Origin of the sequence: Paenibacillus sp. V4I9 (genome assembly GCF_030817295.1) — a bacterium.
Taxonomy (GTDB): Bacteria; Bacillota; Bacilli; order Paenibacillales; family NBRC-103111; genus Paenibacillus_E.
The window spans coordinates 639,158-657,556 of the sequence record NZ_JAUSZE010000001.1 but is presented as its reverse complement, the minus strand read 5'-3'; the positions used below and the strand labels follow the sequence as shown (position 1 = coordinate 657,556).

Below are 18,399 nucleotides of genomic sequence, written 5' to 3'. Positions count from 1 at the left end.
CAGAATAAAGCCTTTAAGCTTCATTCTGCCTTTTGGCGAAACCTTATGCTTAGAAGCCTGGCATCTTCTTGTCTTTCATTAACTGTGCGAATTTCTTATCCCAGGAAACATAAACGTCTTTCGGAGTCTTACCGCCCGCATACATGTCTTGGTAGCCTTTCCATAGCTCTGAGATGTCGACAGATAGGTAAGCGTCCATTGTCATCGTCGTTTTATTCGTTTTCATATAGGTATCGACGATCGCCTGCTTATATGGAGGCAGTTCCGGCGTTTGGATATCTTTGAAATTGGAAATATACTTGTTCGCTGTTACAATTTTTTGCCCTACGCTTTGGGAGGCAAGGTAATCAAGGAATTTCTTGGTTTCCGCCAGATGCTTAGCTTTTTTAGGGACGAACAATTGGCCGCCCAGCGGGCTTATTCCCAAATCCGCTCCGTCTGCATACGGGATAGCAAAGAGTCCAAGATGAATGGTTGGATCTTTTTGATAGGCGTCATTAATGAGCCAATCCCCCATAGCCATCATAGCGACTTCCTTCTTCAGGAATTTATTGACAGCCATGTCATAGCTATCGCTTAATACATCTTTGTTCGTATATCCTTTCTTAAACAGGTCCAGCTGCTGCTGCGTAACGGTTTCAAAAGCGGGAACTTCGGTCCATTTGCGCTTATTCGCGTTCAAATCTTCCCACAGCTTAGGATCATTTTTCTTCGCATAATCAGCCAAAGCAGCTGCAGTCCAAATATTGGTAGCCCAGGAATCTTTAAAAGGCATGAAGATCGGAGTGATACCGCTTGCTTTAATTTTGTCACTAACCGCCAGCAGTTCTGTATAATTCTTTGGAACAGACAGTCCCAGTTCCTTGAATATATCCTGGTTGTAAACCATTCCCTGCTGCCCTGCGTCCTGATTCAGGTGAAACGCGTAAATATGCCCGTTAGAAGAAAGTACATCCTTGTTAAGCAATCTGGAAGCCCACGGCTCATTATCCAGCTGCTCAAAATTTTTATCCAGATTTAGTTCTCTTTCAGCACTGACTAGGTTATATAGAATCAGGTCAGGCACTTCTCCTACAGCCAGCTTCGTCTGCATGATCGTGGAGATTTGCTCGGAAGGAAGCATCTGAATGTTAACGTGAATATTCGTCTGCTTTTCAAACTCCGCCAGCATTTCTTTATTCGCATAAGCTGCGTTCTCAGAGCTTTTCCCCAATGCAAATTCAATCGTTGTTTTTGCTGACTGCGAGGGAGCCGCTTTATCAGAGCTGCTTGGCGTGCTGCTTCCGCCTGAATCTTGATTGCTTTTGGATCCACAGCCTGTCAGGGAGAGCGCTATCATAAGCGCAAGGGAGCCAAATACGATACTTCTATTTATTTGTTTCAAACTGAACCCCTCCATCATGTTTGTTTGATGAAACCCGTTGCAACTGGTTACAATTACGATTATAGGGCGCCACTCCTGCAAAGTACATGTTCGTGGTTGACTCTTCCTGTGTAATATTATGAACCAATTTTGGGGGTATTAACGATTTCATTCCGGTGTTATAGTAGGGATATTCATGACACTACAGGAAGGAAGGTGTGCAGGGGTGAATAACTTGATCGGCAAAAAGCCGCTGCAGATCAACCTCCAGACCAAGCTGTTTGCAACCTTTTTCATTTTGCTTGTCTTTATTCTCGGCTGTTTCCTGATTTATGTAAATGTGCTTGTCGTCAAGCCGCTTAAAGAAAGGACGATTCAGGACACCCTCTTGACGGCCACCAAGGTTGCGAGTCAACTGGACAGCTACATCGCTATGCAAAACCAGCTTTCGCAGCGCGTATTGTCCAATCGGGATATTTTCTCTTTTTTGTATGAGTCCTTAAACAAAAAGTCAACCTACACGATTGATGATTTAAATCAGAAACGTGTGCTTAGCGATATCATGTTTCGTGCCGTCGGCCCAAGCCTAAATATCCATGATATGATCATTTACAGTCTTCAGGGCGATGAGCTGGCCTCCTATATCGGTTATACGGACTTGCCTACGTTAGGGCCGGTGCTTAGCAACGAGACGACAAGAAGGAAATTGGAAAGCAGCAGCTACATTCTCTATGCGCCCAAGGACCAGCCAATCTCCTTTATACGTTCCATCGTGGATGTGAACGGCACCGTCTTCGGCTATCTATCCATTCAGATGGACAATCGTGATTTGCAGTCTTTGGCTGACGCCGGAAACATCGGAAACGTGTATATAACGGACGGCAACGGTGAAGCGGTTATTAAGTCCTCAAACATGGAATACAAGATACCTGACGGAAGCAATGACAAACTTTCGAACACTAACGGCATTTATAAAGATACGTCTGACAACTATGTCGCCTTCCAGAAATCTTCGTTTACAGGATGGACGGTATATGTGATCACACCGAGCAAATCCGTTCTTGGTTCTGTCAATTCCGTTAAAAATATTGCGATAATCATCATTGTTTCACTGACGTTATTCTCGTTTTTGTACATCTATTTCACGTCCAAAAGTCTAGTGTTGCCGATCAGAAAGCTTCGCAGCCAAATTCTGCGCATCAACTACAGCAACTTGAGCATGAACATGGACAGCCGGTTGTACAACAATGAACTGCTGCTCCTGAACGAAGCGTTCCGCGAGCTTTTTGACCGGCTGCAAGAATCGATCGAAAGAGAGAAGATGGCGGTACATAAAGAGGCAATGGCTCGGAATTCGGCGCTGCAAGCGCAGATCGCTCCGCATTTTATTCATAATGTGCTTTATTTGATCAGCATAGCGGCTCAAGAAAATAAGAACCAGATCGTCAGTGAAATGTGTAAGCATTTGTCTGAAAATTTGAGATATGTCGTTTCTTCGCCGTATGAGCATGTCACTTTATTGGATGAAATCGAACATACCAAGCATTACTTATCGCTGATTGGGCAGCAATATGAGGATGATCTCATATGGGAAATAGACATCGATCATTCATCTGAATCCATACTGCTGCCACGCCTGGTCATTCAACCATTTGTGGAGAACTGCATCGAACACGCCTTCGATCGATCCGATCCTCCGTGGAAAATCCAGATTAAAGCCAAGCTGTACAACGGGCTGTGGGCTATTGAAATCACGGATAACGGCGGAGGGTTTGAGGAATCCAAGATCAAAGAAATTCTAAGAAATATCGACGACATGAACCCCGACTCCCAGGAGCAGGAGAGTCTTGCAGCGGGAATTGGCAATATGGGGATTGTGAACACTGTAAACCGCCTTAAGCTTATGTACAGGAACCGGTTATTTTTTAATTTGTACAACAATTCCGGCAGCCAGGGCGCTACCATCCAAGTTATTGCTTCGTTAACCAGAGACTTTTACTAGATTCATGTGGGAGGGACAACGATGTTTCAAGCTCTCATTGCAGAGGACAGCAAACCGATTCTGCGGAACCTTAAAGCACTCCTTCAAACTTCCGGTCTTCCCATTCAGGTCGCAGCCGTCGCTACGAACGGCGAGGAAGCACTGGAGATTTGTCACCATAACGCAATCGACATTCTCATTACGGATATCAGAATGCCCAAGATGGACGGTCTTACACTAATCGATCAAGCCAAAAAAATAAACGCCAAACTGAAGGTAGTTCTTATCAGCGGGTATAACGATTTCGAATATACACGAAAAGCCATTAATTTGCAGGTATGCGACTACTTGTTAAAGCCTGTAGAACGCAGTCAGATGATGGAGGTTATGGAACGAGTCGTCATCCAACTCATAGAGGAACACCATACAGAAAGCTCAGTATTTGACGGAATCATGGATCAGTCTGCCAGCCGTCTTATGAAACTGGAACCCGTTTTTTTTGAGCAATCCAAGCTGTTATGGGTGGTTCGCAAGCAAATCTTTACGCCCCTTTCAGATCACTGGGATTCGGGGATTATTAAGATGAGACTGACGGAGGCTTTTGAGGGTCATCCCTTCTGGCTTTTTCCAACTCAAGATCCCCTTCAGCTTCTTATCCTGACGAATGCTTCTTTCATTGAGGGCCACAATTACAATTTGAATACATTGGAAAAAATACACAATTGCTTTGTAGCACTGGGCCTCGATGTCTCTATAGCTTGCAGTTCCAGATCGGTAGTGCCCAAGAAAATCCCCGAGTCTTACAGGGAAATTTCACAGACGCTCATGGAGCAATTAAACTTCTCCAAGCCGATCCTGCTGGATGTCAGCCTTCCTCAGCACATACAGCAATCTTCCAAAGAGGAAATAAACCGATTAAGCGACAACTATTCAGGCATGATACAGAGACTTCAGAAGGACCGCTTTCTCCTCCAGCTCTCCGAGCAGTTGAGTAAATGGCAGCAGGCTGACCTCCCCGTCGCCCAGTTGGAACGCTTTGTATCCCGGCTTGTAGGAGCATTCGAATCCTCCGCAAACCAGCATATCGAATGGAAAAACTGGGCGGTGCTTGAACAAGCCAGGAAACTGAAACTATTTGATCAAACAAGCTATACCGATTTTTGCTCTGAACTTCTTGCATTTTCTGGCGAATGCTTCGACTTTTTGCTGACCTTTAACAAAAAAAGCGGCAATAAGTTGTTTATCAAAATCGATGAGCATCTCAGAACGAACCTGTATGCGCAAGTGTCCATGAGCGATCTTTCCACGAAATTTCATGTAAGCTCTTCCTATATAAGCCGAATCGTAAAAAAATATTCACAAAACACGTTCGTACATCACTATCTGGATTTGAAAATTCGCGAAGCAAGAAGACTTATGGAAACAAATCCCGATATGAAAATCAAAGAATTATCGGATGCTCTCTACTTTCACGATCAGCATTACTTTTCGAAAGTGTTCAAGGAATATGTCGGATGCAGTCCATCGGAATACAAAGCAGCGATTCCCTTCACGCCTCAAGATGTATAAAGAAGCTGGGGCAAGAATTGGACATTTGAAACAAAAAAATCCGACTTGCCTTTTGAAAGGAAAAGTCGGATTTCTCAGTCTCAATCTATCTTTGCACCGTATGAACGCAAAAAACTAACAGCTTGTTCTCTGTCCATCCGTGCGCCTTTGACAACAAGCGTTTTAAAATCGATTCCATCCATATTAGCGCCACGCAAGTCCGCACCCTGCAACTTTGCTTTTCCAAAAATTGCACTTGTCAGGTCGCAATCTCTTAGATCAGCCTTCTCCAGATTAGCATCAGAAAGATCTGCTCCATAAAAACGAACTCCTCGCATAACCTGTTTTGCTAATCTGGCTTGTCTCAAATTTGTATAGGACCAATCCCCTTGAACCAATGTAACACCATCCATTTGCGCGCCTGCAAAGTCTGAGCCTGTCATTTTACAATGGTTAAATTCTGAAACGAAGAGATTAGCTTCAGTAAAATTGCAGTTTTCAAAAGCTGATTCTGTGTGAATCGAACCATTTAACAAAGCTCCGCGAAAATTGCATTCTACGAACCGGCATTGATTTATCGTGATTTCCTCCATCGAACTGCTAGTAAATGTACAACGTTTAAAGGTGCAGCGAATGAGTTCGCCGTATCTTAAATCCCGCCCACTAAAATCGACTGCCTCGTAGTGTTGATCCATATACTGAAACATATAGCCTCCCTCAAACAAACAACAATTGAATAACTAACCTTATAAACCCCACTATTTATTTTTTTAATATATCATATGCGTGTCAAGTCCCTGTCTAATCTCAATCAAAAGTCAAGAATTTTATTTTTGTATTTATTTTTTTGAAACACGCCGCTTCTTTAAAAGTTGGAACGATTCCTAATACCTCTTGGCTATTCTATAATAAGATAGGAATGACAAAATGGTTGAGAGGGATAATTAGTCCCCACTCAACCACTTTTCTTTGTTTTCACCGATCAAAGCACGTCGAATGGTGCCATCATAGCCGGTGAATATTGAATTCAAACGCTAGGTCTTGATCGGCTTTGATCAAATACTCATCATGTACCGGCGCGCCCCAGCTGTCGTCACCACCAACGCCCATCTGTCTGCCCGCTACCGTGACGACCGTATAATGAACGTTCGGCAGCTCGTAATGATGGTAGGCATTTTCCAACTCGAATGCCGTAAACGGCGAAATGTTACATTCCACCGGCTGAGCAGCTGGTGCGGTTATCCGAATACCGCGGCCATCGTCGTTCGTAATGTTCACACGGCGGACGCCCGTGCGGTTCCCCGACTCTTGCGGCACGACATATCCAGACACATTATCAGCAGCGTCATTATTGAACACCCCAAGCCTAGCTCCAAAGGCGCGATCGATATAGTTCTCCTCAGGTCCCATCGCGTACCAATCCAAATGGAAATAATCAGCTGGAACCTTGAACGACAACGCGAATATCGGCAGTTTCGGAAGACCGGTTGCCCCCTCGTAGCGAGATTTGACGTTCAAACTGCCGTCGGCATACACCGTATATGCAACTGTCACTAGAACGTCCGCGCTAATGCTAAGCTTGTAACGAAATGTTACTATTACGCTTCCCGCTTGCTGCGTCAATTCGACTCCGATGCATTTGCGCGTTAAGCTCGCCGCGTACCAAGCACCCGAATCAAAGCCAAGCGAGAATCCTTTATCGTTATCCGTTGTCGCACGCCAGAATAACGGCGCTGGCGGAATGGCGATCATCTCTCGCCCGGCATAGTTCAGTGAAATCAGGCTTCCCGCCTGCTTCGAGAACATGATACTAAAATCTCGTCCATGAACCCCTATGTTTACATCGCCATCCACGACTCTGAATGATCCTTCAGGCTGTGCAGACGAAGCCAGATCATCAACCAGAAATACGTACTGCCCGAACGCAACTTCATATCCAGCTTCAGCCCATAGGGTGCTCTCCTTCAAATTGAGCGACGTATGTACGACATACTCACCTGGCTCATCAACAGACGGCAGCTCAAGCGGCACATACGCCTCGTTTTGCGCCGGAACGTCGATATTCCTCTTACCTCGGAATATCTCCTTGCCTTCTTTATGAAGGACAACTAGCAGATCATAGGCCTCCGTACCTTCGAACAGGTTCTCGTTCGTCACCTTCACACCTTTACGATCCGGCACGAGTTTGATGTTCTGGTAGAGGAATTTCACTTCCTGCATCTTTGGCGATACCTTGCGGTCCGCATAAACGATACCGTTCGTGCAGAAATTATAATCAGTGGCGCGGTCGCCGAAATCTCCGCCGAATGCGAGAAACTCTTTGCCGTAACGATCTTTCTTGACGATCACCTGATCGATATAATCCCAGATAAATCCACCTTGATACATCGCATATTTCTGTTCGAGCTCTGTATATTTATGCATACCGCCTACCGAATTACCCATCGCGTGCATATACTCGCAGCTTATATAAGGCTTCTGCGGGTTATCGTTCAAATAGGCCTCAATGTCTGCCGGCTTCGCATACATGCGGCTCTCCATATCGCTTGTATCGTTATACTTGCGGTTATGAAAGACCCCTTCATAATGAACAAGTCGACTAGGATCCTTCTCCCGGAAATAGTTCGACACGTTTAGCAGGACTTCGCCCGCATAGGCTTCATTACCAACTGACCAGATCAGAATAGAAGGATGGTTCTTGTCGCGCTCGACCATCGAAATTGCACGGTCCATCACGATATCCTGCCATTCCGGCTTATTCGCTGGAATATTCCAAGATGGCTCTACTGCGCCCATCTTCTGCCATGAACCATGCGTTTCCAAATTCATCTCATCAATGACGTAGATTCCATAGATGTCACACAATTCGTACCATAACGACTGATTCGGATAATGAGACGTCCGGACGGCATTCAAATTGTTGCGTTTTAGCGTGGCGATATCCCACAGCATATCTTCCTTCGTAATGGCCCGTCCTCTGCGGCTGTTAAATTCATGACGGTTGACACCCTTGAAGACGATTCGTTTGCCGTTAAGGTGCATAATTTTATTTATCATTTCAAACTTACGGAAGCCGACCCTCTGTGAAATAACCTCAACAAGCTTGCCTGCTTGATCATATATACTCACATACAGAACGTACAAATACGGCTTCTCTGCACTCCAAGTAGTAACTTGTCCCGCATCGATTGACAACGATATAGCTTCAAGGGTTGACACTTCGGAGCGAGCCTTCGCCACTATATTCCCCACTGCATCCTTCAATTCAAGATAAACAGCAGCTTCTTGCCTATCTGCAAGCTTGATATCCGCACGAAGGCTGCCCTTCTCATAAGCGGCATCAAGATCAGCATGGACAAAAAGATCGCGAACGTGAATGCTCGGAACGGTATATAAATAAACGTCGCGGAAAATGCCTGAGAAACGCCAGAAATCTTGATCTTCCAGCCAGCTGCCTGTACTTCTTTGATACACTTGGGCAGCAAGCTTATTCTCACCTTCCTGCAGGAACGGCGTCAGATCGAATTCCGCCGGAGTGAAGCTATCTTCGCTATAGCCGACAAATTCACCGTTTAACCACAAGTAAAAGGCTGACTCCACGCCTTGAAACGAGATGTAGACGGGCCTGCCCTTCATATTATCAGGCAGTGTGAAGTACTTCACGTAACTACCGACCGGATTATCATTTTCCGGAATAGCTGGCGGACGAATATCGTGATGTCCATCCCATGGATACATCGTATTAACATACTGGGGCTTTCCGTAACCCTGCATTTGAATGTGTCCTGGCACTTCAATATTGCTCCAACTGCCGCACTCGTAATCGAGCTGATGGAACAGCTCGGGACGATCAGCAGGCTTCACGGAATAGTTGAATTTCCAACTGCCGTTCAGGTCGTGCCGCAGCGACATCGGCGCTGTTGCTTCTGCTTCCTCTAATGTTTCGTAATAACGGTGATCTGAGTGCGCCGGCAGACGGTTCACAGCAAATACGCCTACATCGGTAAGCCAGCTTAGGTTTGGCTTCGTCAAATTCATTACATTATTCCCCCGTAAAGTTATTTAAAAGCCAGGTGATATGCGCTGTGTGCGTAATCACCTGACTTTCTTTTTTCTATTTCACCGAGCCTGTCATACCCGCTACAAAATGCTTCTGCATGAGGAAGAAGACAAGTGCAGTCGGAATCGTCGAAATCACGATAGCCATCATAATAATACCATAATCAGGTGAATAGCTTGATCCCAAATTCGATATCAGCATGGGTATTGTTTTTTTCTCCGGTGATTGCAGAACGATGAGCGGCCATAAATAGTTGTTCCAGCTCGACATGAACGTAATGATGCCCGCTGCGGCGTATGTCGTCTTCATCGTAGGCATGAAAATACGGAAGAATAGGCTTAATTCGTTCAGCCCGTCAATTCGACCAGCCTCCAAGAGCTCCCTCGGAAACATCTTCGTACTTTGACGGAAGAAGAAAATCAGGAATGCTGTAGTGAATGTCGGCAGCACAACGCCGGACACCGTATCCAACCCGATAAATGGAATAACGCGCGAGATACCACCGAACATTTGAAACAACGGTACCATGATGGCCGCGAACGGAATCATCATTGACAGTAACAGAATGTTAAATACGACGTCCTTCGCCTTACTTCTATAAATTTCAAAGCCGTACCCGGCTAGAGAGCCGATTAACATGGCCAGCACAGTCGTTGTAATCGAAATTTTTGCGGAGCTCAGCAAGGCTGGTACAAAATCTACGGAACTAAACAAGTTTGTTATATTTTCCACAAGGTGGCTTCCCGGCAGCAATCTTCCTTTGGTTACATCGGCCGACTTATTCGTGGCGCTGATAATCATCCATAGAAACGGAAATATGGAAATAAACGCAGCGACACTCAGAAATATATAAATAAAAACACGTTTCCATTTATCCATTTTTATCACCTGCTGCTTTAAACTGAACAAACGCCAATATAATGATCATAATCACGATGGAATACGACACGGTTGCCGCATATCCGAAATCCGCTGAATATTTAAAAGACAAGTTGTAAATATACTGGGAAATGGACATTGACGCGTTCCCCGGTCCGCCCTTCGTAATGTTAACAACTTCATCAAACAACTGCAGCGTACCAATTGTCGATGTAATGGAAGTAAATAAAATGATGGGCTTGAGCAGTGGCATCGTAATTCCGAAAAACTGTCTCGTTGATGAAGCTCCATCAATCTTTGCAGCCTCGTAAATCGATTGATCGATATTTTGAAGCGCGGACAAGTAGAAGATCATATTATAGCCTGTCCAGCGCCATGTGATTGCAAGAATAACCGTCACTTTTGCCCAGAACGGATCCGTGATCCATTGAATCGGGCCTGCAATAAGATGAATCTTGATCAGAAGTTTATTAACCAAGCCCTCCGTAGCAAACAAATATTTAAATATAACGGAATACGCTACAAGCGAGGTAACAGCCGGTAAGAAAATCGCCGTACGGAAAAAGCCTTTCAATTTTAACTTACTGTCGTTCAATAACACAGAGATAAACATAGCTAGAACAATCATCACTGGAACCTGGATAATCAAGTAAATAAACGTGTTCTTAACCGCGGTTATAAACGTTTTATCGCTAAACAGACGAGCATAGTTGTCGATGCCGACGAAGGATAAATTCATTCCCTTACCCGATTTAAATGACAAAATAAGAGCTTGAATCATGGGATAGAAATAGAACGCTGCAATCATGATGACCGCCAGGATAATAAACATCCAACCAGTCAAGTTAGCTCTTGTGCGAATATTTACGCCAGGCCTCGCTGCTTTCACGTTAGCCTAACCCCTTTCTTTACGGAAATAATACCATGGAACTTCCTCCAACTCCTGCAACCGGAACGTTAACTTTGGAATCAGGAGAAGGCGAAGCCCCAGGTTTTATTAATTGCCGTATGATCTAAATTATTTAACTTGTGTTTCTGCTTGAGCTTGAGCGTCGCTTAACACTTTGTCGAGATCCGTACCCTTTAAATAATTTTGCATTTGGACGACAAGAATATCTTCAATCGCATACGTATGCATACCATAGTTCACCTTTGGAATTTGCTCTGTCCATTTGGCGAAATCGGCAATTACTTTTTGACCACCGAAGAATTCGTCAGCTTGGGTGTACGCCGGTCCGGATGCCGCGGCTTTTAATGTACCGATTGCACCAATCTCCGTAACAAGCTTCTGATACAATTCAACGTCAGAGCCAAATGTCTGTTTCAAGAAATCAGCCGCAGCTTCTTTTCCATCGACGTTCATGACATACCACGAGCTGCCGCCAAGGTTCGATGCATGAACAGATTTTGGGTTGTTTGTCAGTTTAGGAAACGGTACGACAGCCCATTTGCCGGACTGCGACGCTTCTTTTTTAACCGAAGCCGTAATCCAGTTACCAGTTGGAATAGTAGCTACTTCGCCACTATTGAATGCGCCAACGAATTGGCTCCAATCCGATGTGACCTTCACAATGTCCGCTTTCATTATATCTTTATAGGTTTCAGCCGCTTCCTTCAAGGCCGCATTGCCTGCCAAGTTAGGCGTCGTTCCATCTTCTTTTAAATACCACGAGCCTGCGGACTGAATCATCATGCGAATAAGCCCAAGATCGTTCGGATCTTGCGTTAGCAGTTGTTTGCCTGTTTTGGCTTTCACTGCTTTACCGATCTCAATCAGCTTCTTCCAATCGATATCCTGCAGATCCTCAACTTTGTAACCCGCTTGCTCTAAGTAATCTCTTCTTACATATAATCCAGCAACGCCGGAATCAAATGGAACCCCATATTGTTTGCCATTTACACTTGTAGGTCCGATTTTGTAATCGGCGAAATCAGTCGGTTTAATCACATTCGTTAATTCAAAGAACGAATCAGGATAAGCTTGCAGGAAGCTTTGTGCACGATAATCTTCGATCAATACGATTGTCGGCAAACTTTTTGTCGTGCCTGCATTCAATCCTGCGTTCAATTTCTGAATGATATCGGCTTGCGCGTTTTCCACAATGTTGATCTTCAAACCGGAATCGGGATTTTTCGCCGCGTAAGCTGCTTTTGCACGTTCCATAGCACCAATATTAAATACTTTATCCCACGCCCATACTGTAATTTCCTTTGCAGCTGCAGGCGTAGCTTCAGCGGTTTTTCCACCCGTATTCGGCACATTATTCCCTTTGCTTGCGCATGCCGTCAATAGTACTAAGCTGGCCAACAGAATGGCGAGTACCTTTTTCACAAAAATTCAGCCCCTTTTAAATTACTGTAAATTAGTTTTGAAAGCGTTTGCCTCGCTAACAATAGTCATTATAACAATTCGTTAAAATGACCCGTTAGTAATATATTTGTGTGGATTTGTCATTCTATTGTTAGCTTTCTATTGGTTTTTTATGTAATAGCAATTAATTTGTTTATTGGTATTTTTTTTAGGTATGAAGGAGTGGAAGCTTTATTTTCACTCTCGTTCCCTCGCCGATGTTACTCACAATGGTAACGCCGTATTCCTCTCCGTAAAGCAATGCTACACGGTCATGTACATTTCGAATTCCAATACCGGAGAAAAAACGGCTGCTGCTAACGGAGCTCTGCGGATTATTCCCATTATCAAAGCCTTTCATTCCAATACCGTTGTCGATGACCTCGCAGACCAGCGCATTTGCCTCCCGCGACACCAGTACATAAATGTACCCTTCGTTCCTTTCATGAAAGGCATGAAAAAATGCATTTTCGATAAAAGGCTGGATGATGAGCTTGGGAACATGATAGTTCATACAATCCTCGGCTGCAAAATAATCGACTTTGATCTGCTCACCGTAACGCACGTGATTAATAAATACATAATTTTTCAAATTAACTAGTTCTTGCTCCACGGTTATCGTTTCACTAATGTTGCTGACGGTATTCTGGAGAAGGGAAATAAGGGAGTTGATGGTAGCGGCGGCTTTCTCCTTATTCCCCTGCTGGACCAAAATTTTCACGGATGCCAGCGTATTGTATAAAAAATGCGGGTTAATCTGCATTTGCAGAGCGGATAGCTCCGCGTTGCGCTGGTCCTTCTGTGTCTGAATCAGCTTCTTTATATATTCGTTAAGCTCGTCCAGCATGTAATTGTATGCATGTCCGAGTTCCTTGATTTCGTAGCTGCCAGTAACCGTTATATAATTATCGAAATTATTTTCCGTAATGCCCGACATTTGTCTGGCAAGCAGGGTCAATGACTTTGTCAAACGTCTTGAAATAACAAATACAATAAGCAGAGCTGCGAACACGATAGCCATACAGATAAGCGCAACCCTTTTGACATCAACCATCTGACTAAGAACCATTTGTTTATCAATGAGATTGACTAGATAAAAATCATACGTAGGAAGGTATTCCGAAAGCACTAGACTGTTTTTCCCCATTACACTTACATCTTTGACATTTATTTTTTTTTGTTCAATTTCTTTTGCATAGCCAAGTAAATCAGGCGCCTCTTCGCCAATTAACTCATGGCGGTTACTTGATACGACATTGCCCGAACGATCCAATATGATAACGTCGTTGCCATCGCTTGTGAAGTTCGTGAAGAACCGCTTAAAGTCACTTTCTCGTATGGCAAAATAAAGAACACCATATGGATTGCCGCTCGTTCTCTCCATAAGTGCCCTAGAAGCGACAATCACCGGGTCAGCTTCAGACGTATTGGTTATGCTTTCTTTATCCAATTGATAGATAAGCCGCTTTGGCGCGACTAGGGTATTGACGGTTAACATGCTGTTTCTCAGCTTTTCCAATGAGCTTGGCCAATAATAGCTATCCGTCGAGTGGCTTTTCTTATTCATTCCACTGATCGTAATTGTAACTGGGTAGGCTGCTACATTAGACTGAATTCGTTTCATCTGCTGGCTAGCCTCATATTGACTTCGCACCGTAGAAAGTGTGTCCATATCCGTATTCGTCAGAAACTCTTTTATTGTGCCGTTCTGCAGCACATTATTCGATGCCGTAACGATAGAATAATTGAACGATTCGAAATTCGCTTGAATCTGGCTAATGATTTTTGAGTTCGTAATACTGAACGTATTCATGAAGAGTCGCTCCGACATTTGAATCGTGACAACTGAAGTGAAGAGCGACACGGAGATAATACTAACCACCGTGACGATAAACATTTTAATAAAAAGACCATGATATTTAAATTTGTCCAGAAGTCTCCTCATAACCTAGTTCCTTTTCTTGTTGAGATGAATTTTTTTGTATTGGCTCGGTGATATGCCCGTTAATTTCTTGAATACTTTTGTAAAATAACTATGGTCCGAATAACCTACTTTTTCGCTAATTTCGGATATAGATGCGAAATCCTGCTCCAGAAGATTCGCTGCCTTCTCGACTCTGATCTTGTTCAAATATTCGCTGAAGCCTTCTTTATTATGCGATGTGAAATAACTCGACAAATAAGAAGGATTAAAATGAAAATGCTTAGCTATTTCCGTTAGGCTGAGTGGCTCAGCGTAATGCTGGTGGATATAATCTAGAAGCATCGTCATATTCGGATTTCCGCCCGTTGACCGCTTCGTTTTTATAACAGCGTTTGTTTCTTGTATAAATGTCTCAAGAAGCCTGATTGCTTCGCTGACATGCGACGCTTCGCCTATCGATTTGAAATAAGCATATTTCGCTTCTTCCAAATTCTTCATATCCAACTCCAAACGGCCAAGCACAATTGTTATATTAAAAATGATATTTCCCAAAAAGGACTTGAACTCAAACACATCCGTTTGATAATGGTTTGACGCGGCCTGCACGTACCCCAATAAATCCTGGAAGGCCTCTTCGAACTGTTGTCGATTCATTTGTTCGGTAAAGCGAGTCATATTAAATTTCGCAACCTCTTCAGAATGTTTCGGCAGTTCCCCATATACAATTAAATTGTTGGAGGTAGGTAAAAAAAAGCGATAAGCGTTTATTTTCAGGAACCCATCCCTAAAGTTCGTGCCGAGCTGTCTCAAATCGCTAAATGCCTCACCGACCGTCCAGCCAATCTCCGGCTGCTGATTCCTTGTCCAAGCGGCAAGCCTCCGAACGATAAATGTGAAACGATCCCACTCGCTCTTGTCCATGTTTACCAGCACAACAACCATGTTAGGATCAGTGGGAACGGGATAATAAACCGCATGATCGAAGCCACTATCCAACTCAGCAGCAATTTTCGCCATCCATTGAGAAGCGGTATGTTGATCCTTGCTCTTGCTCGGCAATTGCTTGAGATCAGCCCCCAGCAGGATGTAACTAGGATATGGAAAAGCAGCGGTGATATCTTTAAAATCGTCATCGACCTCATAACCGGAAATAAGCTTATCAATGACAATCTTAATGGACAAGCTGCCATCGTCATTTGACTCTTCCAGCTTTAAAGAGGGAATCTTACGCGCGGTGCGCTTCAATATGTCGAGCAGCTGCTCAGCTTCAAGCTTTGGCTTTAATATATAATCAGCAACCCCGCTTTGAAAGGTTGACCTTACATAATCAAACTCACCAAAACTGCTTAATATGATCACTTCAATTTCCGGGAACTGCGACTTTATCACACGAGTAAGCTCCGCTCCTCCCATAACAGGCATCACGATATCGGTAATAACGATATGAGGCTGCATGCGCTCTATTTGTTCAAGAGCTTCTTTGCCGTTGGAAGCCTCTCCTACGATCTGAAACCCCTCTTGTTCCCAGTGCAACAAGTGCTTGATACCCTGTCTGACTAAAATTTCATCATCTACAATAAGTATACGACAAGAACGAGCCATCCCTTTACCTCCGCATTGAATATCTATTACCTTCTTCAAATCATTCGTAATAACTTCGAATCACGATGTCTTGATCGTAGTTGCCGAATCCCCTGCCGAATAAGGTTAATCCTCCTCGACCTCGAGCGGTATCTTCAGCACTTATTCGCAATGTCCACTGCGTGCTATCCCATTGTACATCCTTGATCGTGACATCCGAAATTTGCTGACCATCTATGAATGTACCGTTTGCATTTATTCGAAGTACTTTCATTAATCCGTATTGATTGACGTCAGAATGCCACCAATCTGGTGACAATCTACCTCTCATTCGACCGAAATCTCCGGGACTCGTCCACATTCCCAGTAATTTATCATTGATTGTAAATAGGATGTCCGAAGGCCAGTTTTCATTAATATGGGGAGCTTCGGAACCGATTTCCATTGAGATTTCAATTTCTTGTACGATTTGATCTTTGAAGAGATAGTTTGGTAATTTATATTCGACAAACCCCCTAGCAAACCACAAAATGCCTGCATGAACGCGTTCAGGATCCAAAAAATAGGTCGGATTATCGTAATAACCGATCATCTTTTCTGTTGTTGCAATTCCACACGTAGGGGAAGCCGCGAAATCCGTGTATTGGCCGACAGGCATAGCAACCTCAACGAATTTTCTTTTCAAAATAGAAGAACGGGATAATTTTATTTGCAGGTACTCCGTTGACAACGAACAAAACTTGTAGGTCCCGCCGTTAACCCTTTTCATTTTATAGCTTACAAGCCCTGCTCTCTGCAGTTTGGTAACGTGTTTACTGACAATTGCACTGCTTAGGTAAAGCTCAGAAGCCAATTCTTTAATATGCATCTCTTTTGTATATAATAAATCAATAATCTGCAGCCGCACCTCGCTCGCCAATGCTTCGTAGACCCGAAGCGATTCCGAATCCGTTGTTAAATACATAATTACACACCCATTCTTGAATTAGTAATTTAGTTAATCCTATATTTTTCACATCCAACACATTGAAAGTATCTATCTATTATGATAAATATTATATAGAATATTAACAATTATGACTTAATCATTTCATTAATTCAACTAGGAGGATTATATGCTATGTCCATGAAATCGACTATGCTTATTGATAAGAATTTCACCATTTCAGAAGTAGATCCAAGGCTCTATGGGTCATTTATCGAACACCTAGGACGTGCCGTATATGGCGGAATTTATGAGCCAAACCATCCAACCGCAGATGAGAACGGCTTCCGACGCGATGCTCTGGATGCTATTCGTTCACTGAATGTTCCTATCATTCGCTATCCTGGGGGAAATTTTGTATCCGGCTATAACTGGGAGGACGGTGTTGGTCCAAAGGCCGAGCGGAAGCGTCTATTGGATCTAGCATGGTGGACAACAGAAACCAATGAGATGGGAACAAATGAATTCGCGGATTGGGCTAAATTAGTCGGTTCAGAAGTCATGATGGCCGTTAATCTGGGTACCCGCGGCGTTGACGCGGCTAGAAATCTCGTCGAATATTGTAACCATCCTTCTGGTTCTTACTGGAGTGATCTGCGAATATCCCATGGTTATAAAGATCCGCATAATTTCAAAACGTGGTGCCTTGGGAATGAAATGGATGGACCTTGGCAAATCGGAGCAAAAACGGCTGTCGAATACGGCAGATTAGCGAATGAAACGGCCAAAGTTATGCGCTGGGTTGACCCATCCATAGAGCTTGTTTCATGCGGCAGCTCAACAAGTGGAATGAGTACGTTCGCTGATTGGGAGGCTACCGTGCTCGATCTTACCTACGATCAAGTGGATTATTTATCCTTGCACTCCTATTACAATAATAATGCGAACGATTCCTCTAATTTCTTGGCGAAATCGCTTGATATGGATCAATTCATTTACAGTGTAACAGCGATTTGCGATTACATGAAAGCGAAGAAACGGAGCAAGAAAAAGCTCATGCTTTCAATGGATGAATGGAACGTTTGGAATACCATCGGATCAAGCCGTGCTGCTGAACGCTGGCAGGTGGCACCGCCGGAATTCGAAGATGTTTATACGATGGAAGACGCTCTTGCAGTAGGCTGCTTCCTAATTACACTGCTTAAACATGCGGATCGTGTTAAAATGGCGTGCATAGCCCAATTGATTAATGTGATTGCACCGATTATGACTGAAAATGGAGGCCCTCTTTGGCTGCAAACCACTTATTATCCGTACCTTCATGCTTCATTGTACGGTAGAGGAACGGTGCTTCACCCCATTATTTCTTCACCTAAATACGATTCAAAGGACTTCACCGATGTCCCTTATCTAGAGGCAATCAGTGTTTTCAATGAAGAGCAAGGTGAAGTTACGATCTTCGCAGTAAATCGTCATTTATCAGAGAGACTCGAGCTTAACGTTGACGTCCGCAGCTTCGGTGAAGTCAGCATACTTGAGCATTTAGTGTTGGAGAATGCAGATTTAAAAGCGACCAATACAAAAACGAAGCCTGATAATGTCGTCCCTCACAAAGGCGGTAACGCCAAAGCAGACGACGGATATGTAAAGGCTGATCTCAGCAAAGCTTCATGGAACGTTCTTCGACTGCAAATAAAAAACACCTAGAATAAATAATAGTAACTGATCCAAAATATCCGCGTGGACGTACCCAGATTCAATCAAAAAGAGTCTGCCACCATACAAAAA

12 protein-coding genes are annotated in these 18,399 nt (G+C 43.8%); 3 read left to right on the top strand and 9 right to left on the bottom strand.

Annotated features, from left to right (window positions below; all coding sequences use genetic code 11):
• Window positions 1–49: 49 nt before the first annotated feature.
• Window positions 50–1,384, bottom strand: a complete 1,335-nt coding sequence (locus QFZ81_RS03090; protein WP_307448252.1) for an ABC transporter substrate-binding protein — start codon at window positions 1,382–1,384, stop codon at window positions 50–52.
• A 175-nt stretch (window positions 1,385–1,559) separates the two neighbouring features.
• On the opposite strand from QFZ81_RS03090, the gene QFZ81_RS03085 reads away from it, so the two are divergent.
• Complete coding sequence (locus tag QFZ81_RS03085; RefSeq protein ID WP_307601402.1) at window positions 1,560–3,365, top strand: sensor histidine kinase; 1,806 nt, start codon at window positions 1,560–1,562, stop codon at window positions 3,363–3,365.
• Between the two features lie 21 nt (window positions 3,366–3,386).
• Window positions 3,387–4,913 (top strand): response regulator, encoded by a 1,527-nt coding sequence (locus QFZ81_RS03080; protein ID WP_307601400.1) that lies wholly within the window; start codon window positions 3,387–3,389, stop codon window positions 4,911–4,913.
• A gap of 80 nt (window positions 4,914–4,993) precedes the next feature.
• Here QFZ81_RS03080 and QFZ81_RS03075 read toward each other — a convergent pair whose 3' ends face one another.
• The 8 genes from QFZ81_RS03075 to QFZ81_RS03040 all read right to left on the bottom strand — a co-directional run bounded on the left by QFZ81_RS03075 (window position 4,994) and on the right by QFZ81_RS03040 (window position 16,650).
• The gene (locus QFZ81_RS03075) at window positions 4,994–5,599 is read right to left on the bottom strand and encodes a pentapeptide repeat-containing protein (protein ID WP_307601398.1); all 606 of its coding nucleotides are present in this window, start codon (window positions 5,597–5,599) and stop codon (window positions 4,994–4,996) included.
• 298 nt (window positions 5,600–5,897) lie between these two features.
• A complete protein-coding gene (gene lacZ / locus QFZ81_RS03070) occupies window positions 5,898–8,930 on the bottom strand; it encodes a beta-galactosidase, LacZ type (protein WP_307601396.1) in 3,033 nt (1,010 codons plus the stop codon).
• Window positions 8,931–9,006: 76 nt separating this feature from the next.
• On the bottom strand, window positions 9,007–9,831 hold the full coding sequence (locus tag QFZ81_RS03065) for a carbohydrate ABC transporter permease (RefSeq protein WP_047682364.1): 825 nt from the start codon (window positions 9,829–9,831) through the stop codon (window positions 9,007–9,009).
• A complete protein-coding gene (locus QFZ81_RS03060) occupies window positions 9,824–10,663 on the bottom strand; it encodes a carbohydrate ABC transporter permease (protein ID WP_307606815.1) in 840 nt (279 codons plus the stop codon). The genes QFZ81_RS03065 and QFZ81_RS03060 overlap by 8 nt, the downstream gene beginning before the upstream one ends.
• Before the next feature lie 186 nt (window positions 10,664–10,849).
• Window positions 10,850–12,163, bottom strand: a complete 1,314-nt coding sequence (locus QFZ81_RS03055) for an ABC transporter substrate-binding protein (protein ID WP_307448272.1) — start codon at window positions 12,161–12,163, stop codon at window positions 10,850–10,852.
• Between the two features lie 187 nt (window positions 12,164–12,350).
• On the bottom strand, window positions 12,351–14,126 hold the full coding sequence (locus QFZ81_RS03050; RefSeq protein ID WP_307448274.1) for a cache domain-containing sensor histidine kinase: 1,776 nt from the start codon (window positions 14,124–14,126) through the stop codon (window positions 12,351–12,353).
• A 3-nt stretch (window positions 14,127–14,129) separates the two neighbouring features.
• On the bottom strand, window positions 14,130–15,707 hold the full coding sequence (locus tag QFZ81_RS03045) for a response regulator transcription factor (protein WP_307448280.1): 1,578 nt from the start codon (window positions 15,705–15,707) through the stop codon (window positions 14,130–14,132).
• 40 nt (window positions 15,708–15,747) lie between these two features.
• Window positions 15,748–16,650 (bottom strand): ArsR/SmtB family transcription factor, encoded by a 903-nt coding sequence (locus QFZ81_RS03040; protein WP_307448283.1) that lies wholly within the window; start codon window positions 16,648–16,650, stop codon window positions 15,748–15,750.
• A 156-nt stretch (window positions 16,651–16,806) separates the two neighbouring features.
• Here QFZ81_RS03040 and arfA point away from each other — a divergent pair, with 156 nt between their 5' ends.
• A complete protein-coding gene (arfA, locus tag QFZ81_RS03035) occupies window positions 16,807–18,318 on the top strand; it encodes an arabinosylfuranosidase ArfA (RefSeq protein WP_307601394.1) in 1,512 nt (503 codons plus the stop codon).
• Window positions 18,319–18,399 lie beyond the last annotated feature (81 nt).

Excerpts from the sequence above, each read along its gene's own strand:
- QFZ81_RS03085 (WP_307601402.1), top strand. The coding sequence starts at position 1,560 with ATGACACTACAGGAAGGAAGGTGTGCAGGGGTGAATAACTTGATCGGC.
- QFZ81_RS03080 (WP_307601400.1), top strand. The coding sequence starts at position 3,387 with ATGTTTCAAGCTCTCATTGCAGAGGACAGCAAACCGATTCTGCGGAAC.
- QFZ81_RS03075 (WP_307601398.1), bottom strand. The coding sequence starts at position 5,599 with ATGTTTCAGTATATGGATCAACACTACGAGGCAGTCGATTTTAGTGGG.
- lacZ (WP_307601396.1), bottom strand. The coding sequence starts at position 8,930 with ATGAATTTGACGAAGCCAAACCTAAGCTGGCTTACCGATGTAGGCGTA.
- QFZ81_RS03065 (WP_047682364.1), bottom strand. The coding sequence starts at position 9,831 with ATGGATAAATGGAAACGTGTTTTTATTTATATATTTCTGAGTGTCGCT.
- QFZ81_RS03060 (WP_307606815.1), bottom strand. The coding sequence starts at position 10,663 with ATGTTTATTATCCTGGCGGTCATCATGATTGCAGCGTTCTATTTCTAT.
- QFZ81_RS03050 (WP_307448274.1), bottom strand. The coding sequence starts at position 14,126 with ATGAGGAGACTTCTGGACAAATTTAAATATCATGGTCTTTTTATTAAA.
- QFZ81_RS03045 (WP_307448280.1), bottom strand. The coding sequence starts at position 15,707 with ATGGCTCGTTCTTGTCGTATACTTATTGTAGATGATGAAATTTTAGTC.
- QFZ81_RS03040 (WP_307448283.1), bottom strand. The coding sequence starts at position 16,650 with ATGTATTTAACAACGGATTCGGAATCGCTTCGGGTCTACGAAGCATTG.
- arfA (WP_307601394.1), top strand. The coding sequence starts at position 16,807 with ATGTCCATGAAATCGACTATGCTTATTGATAAGAATTTCACCATTTCA.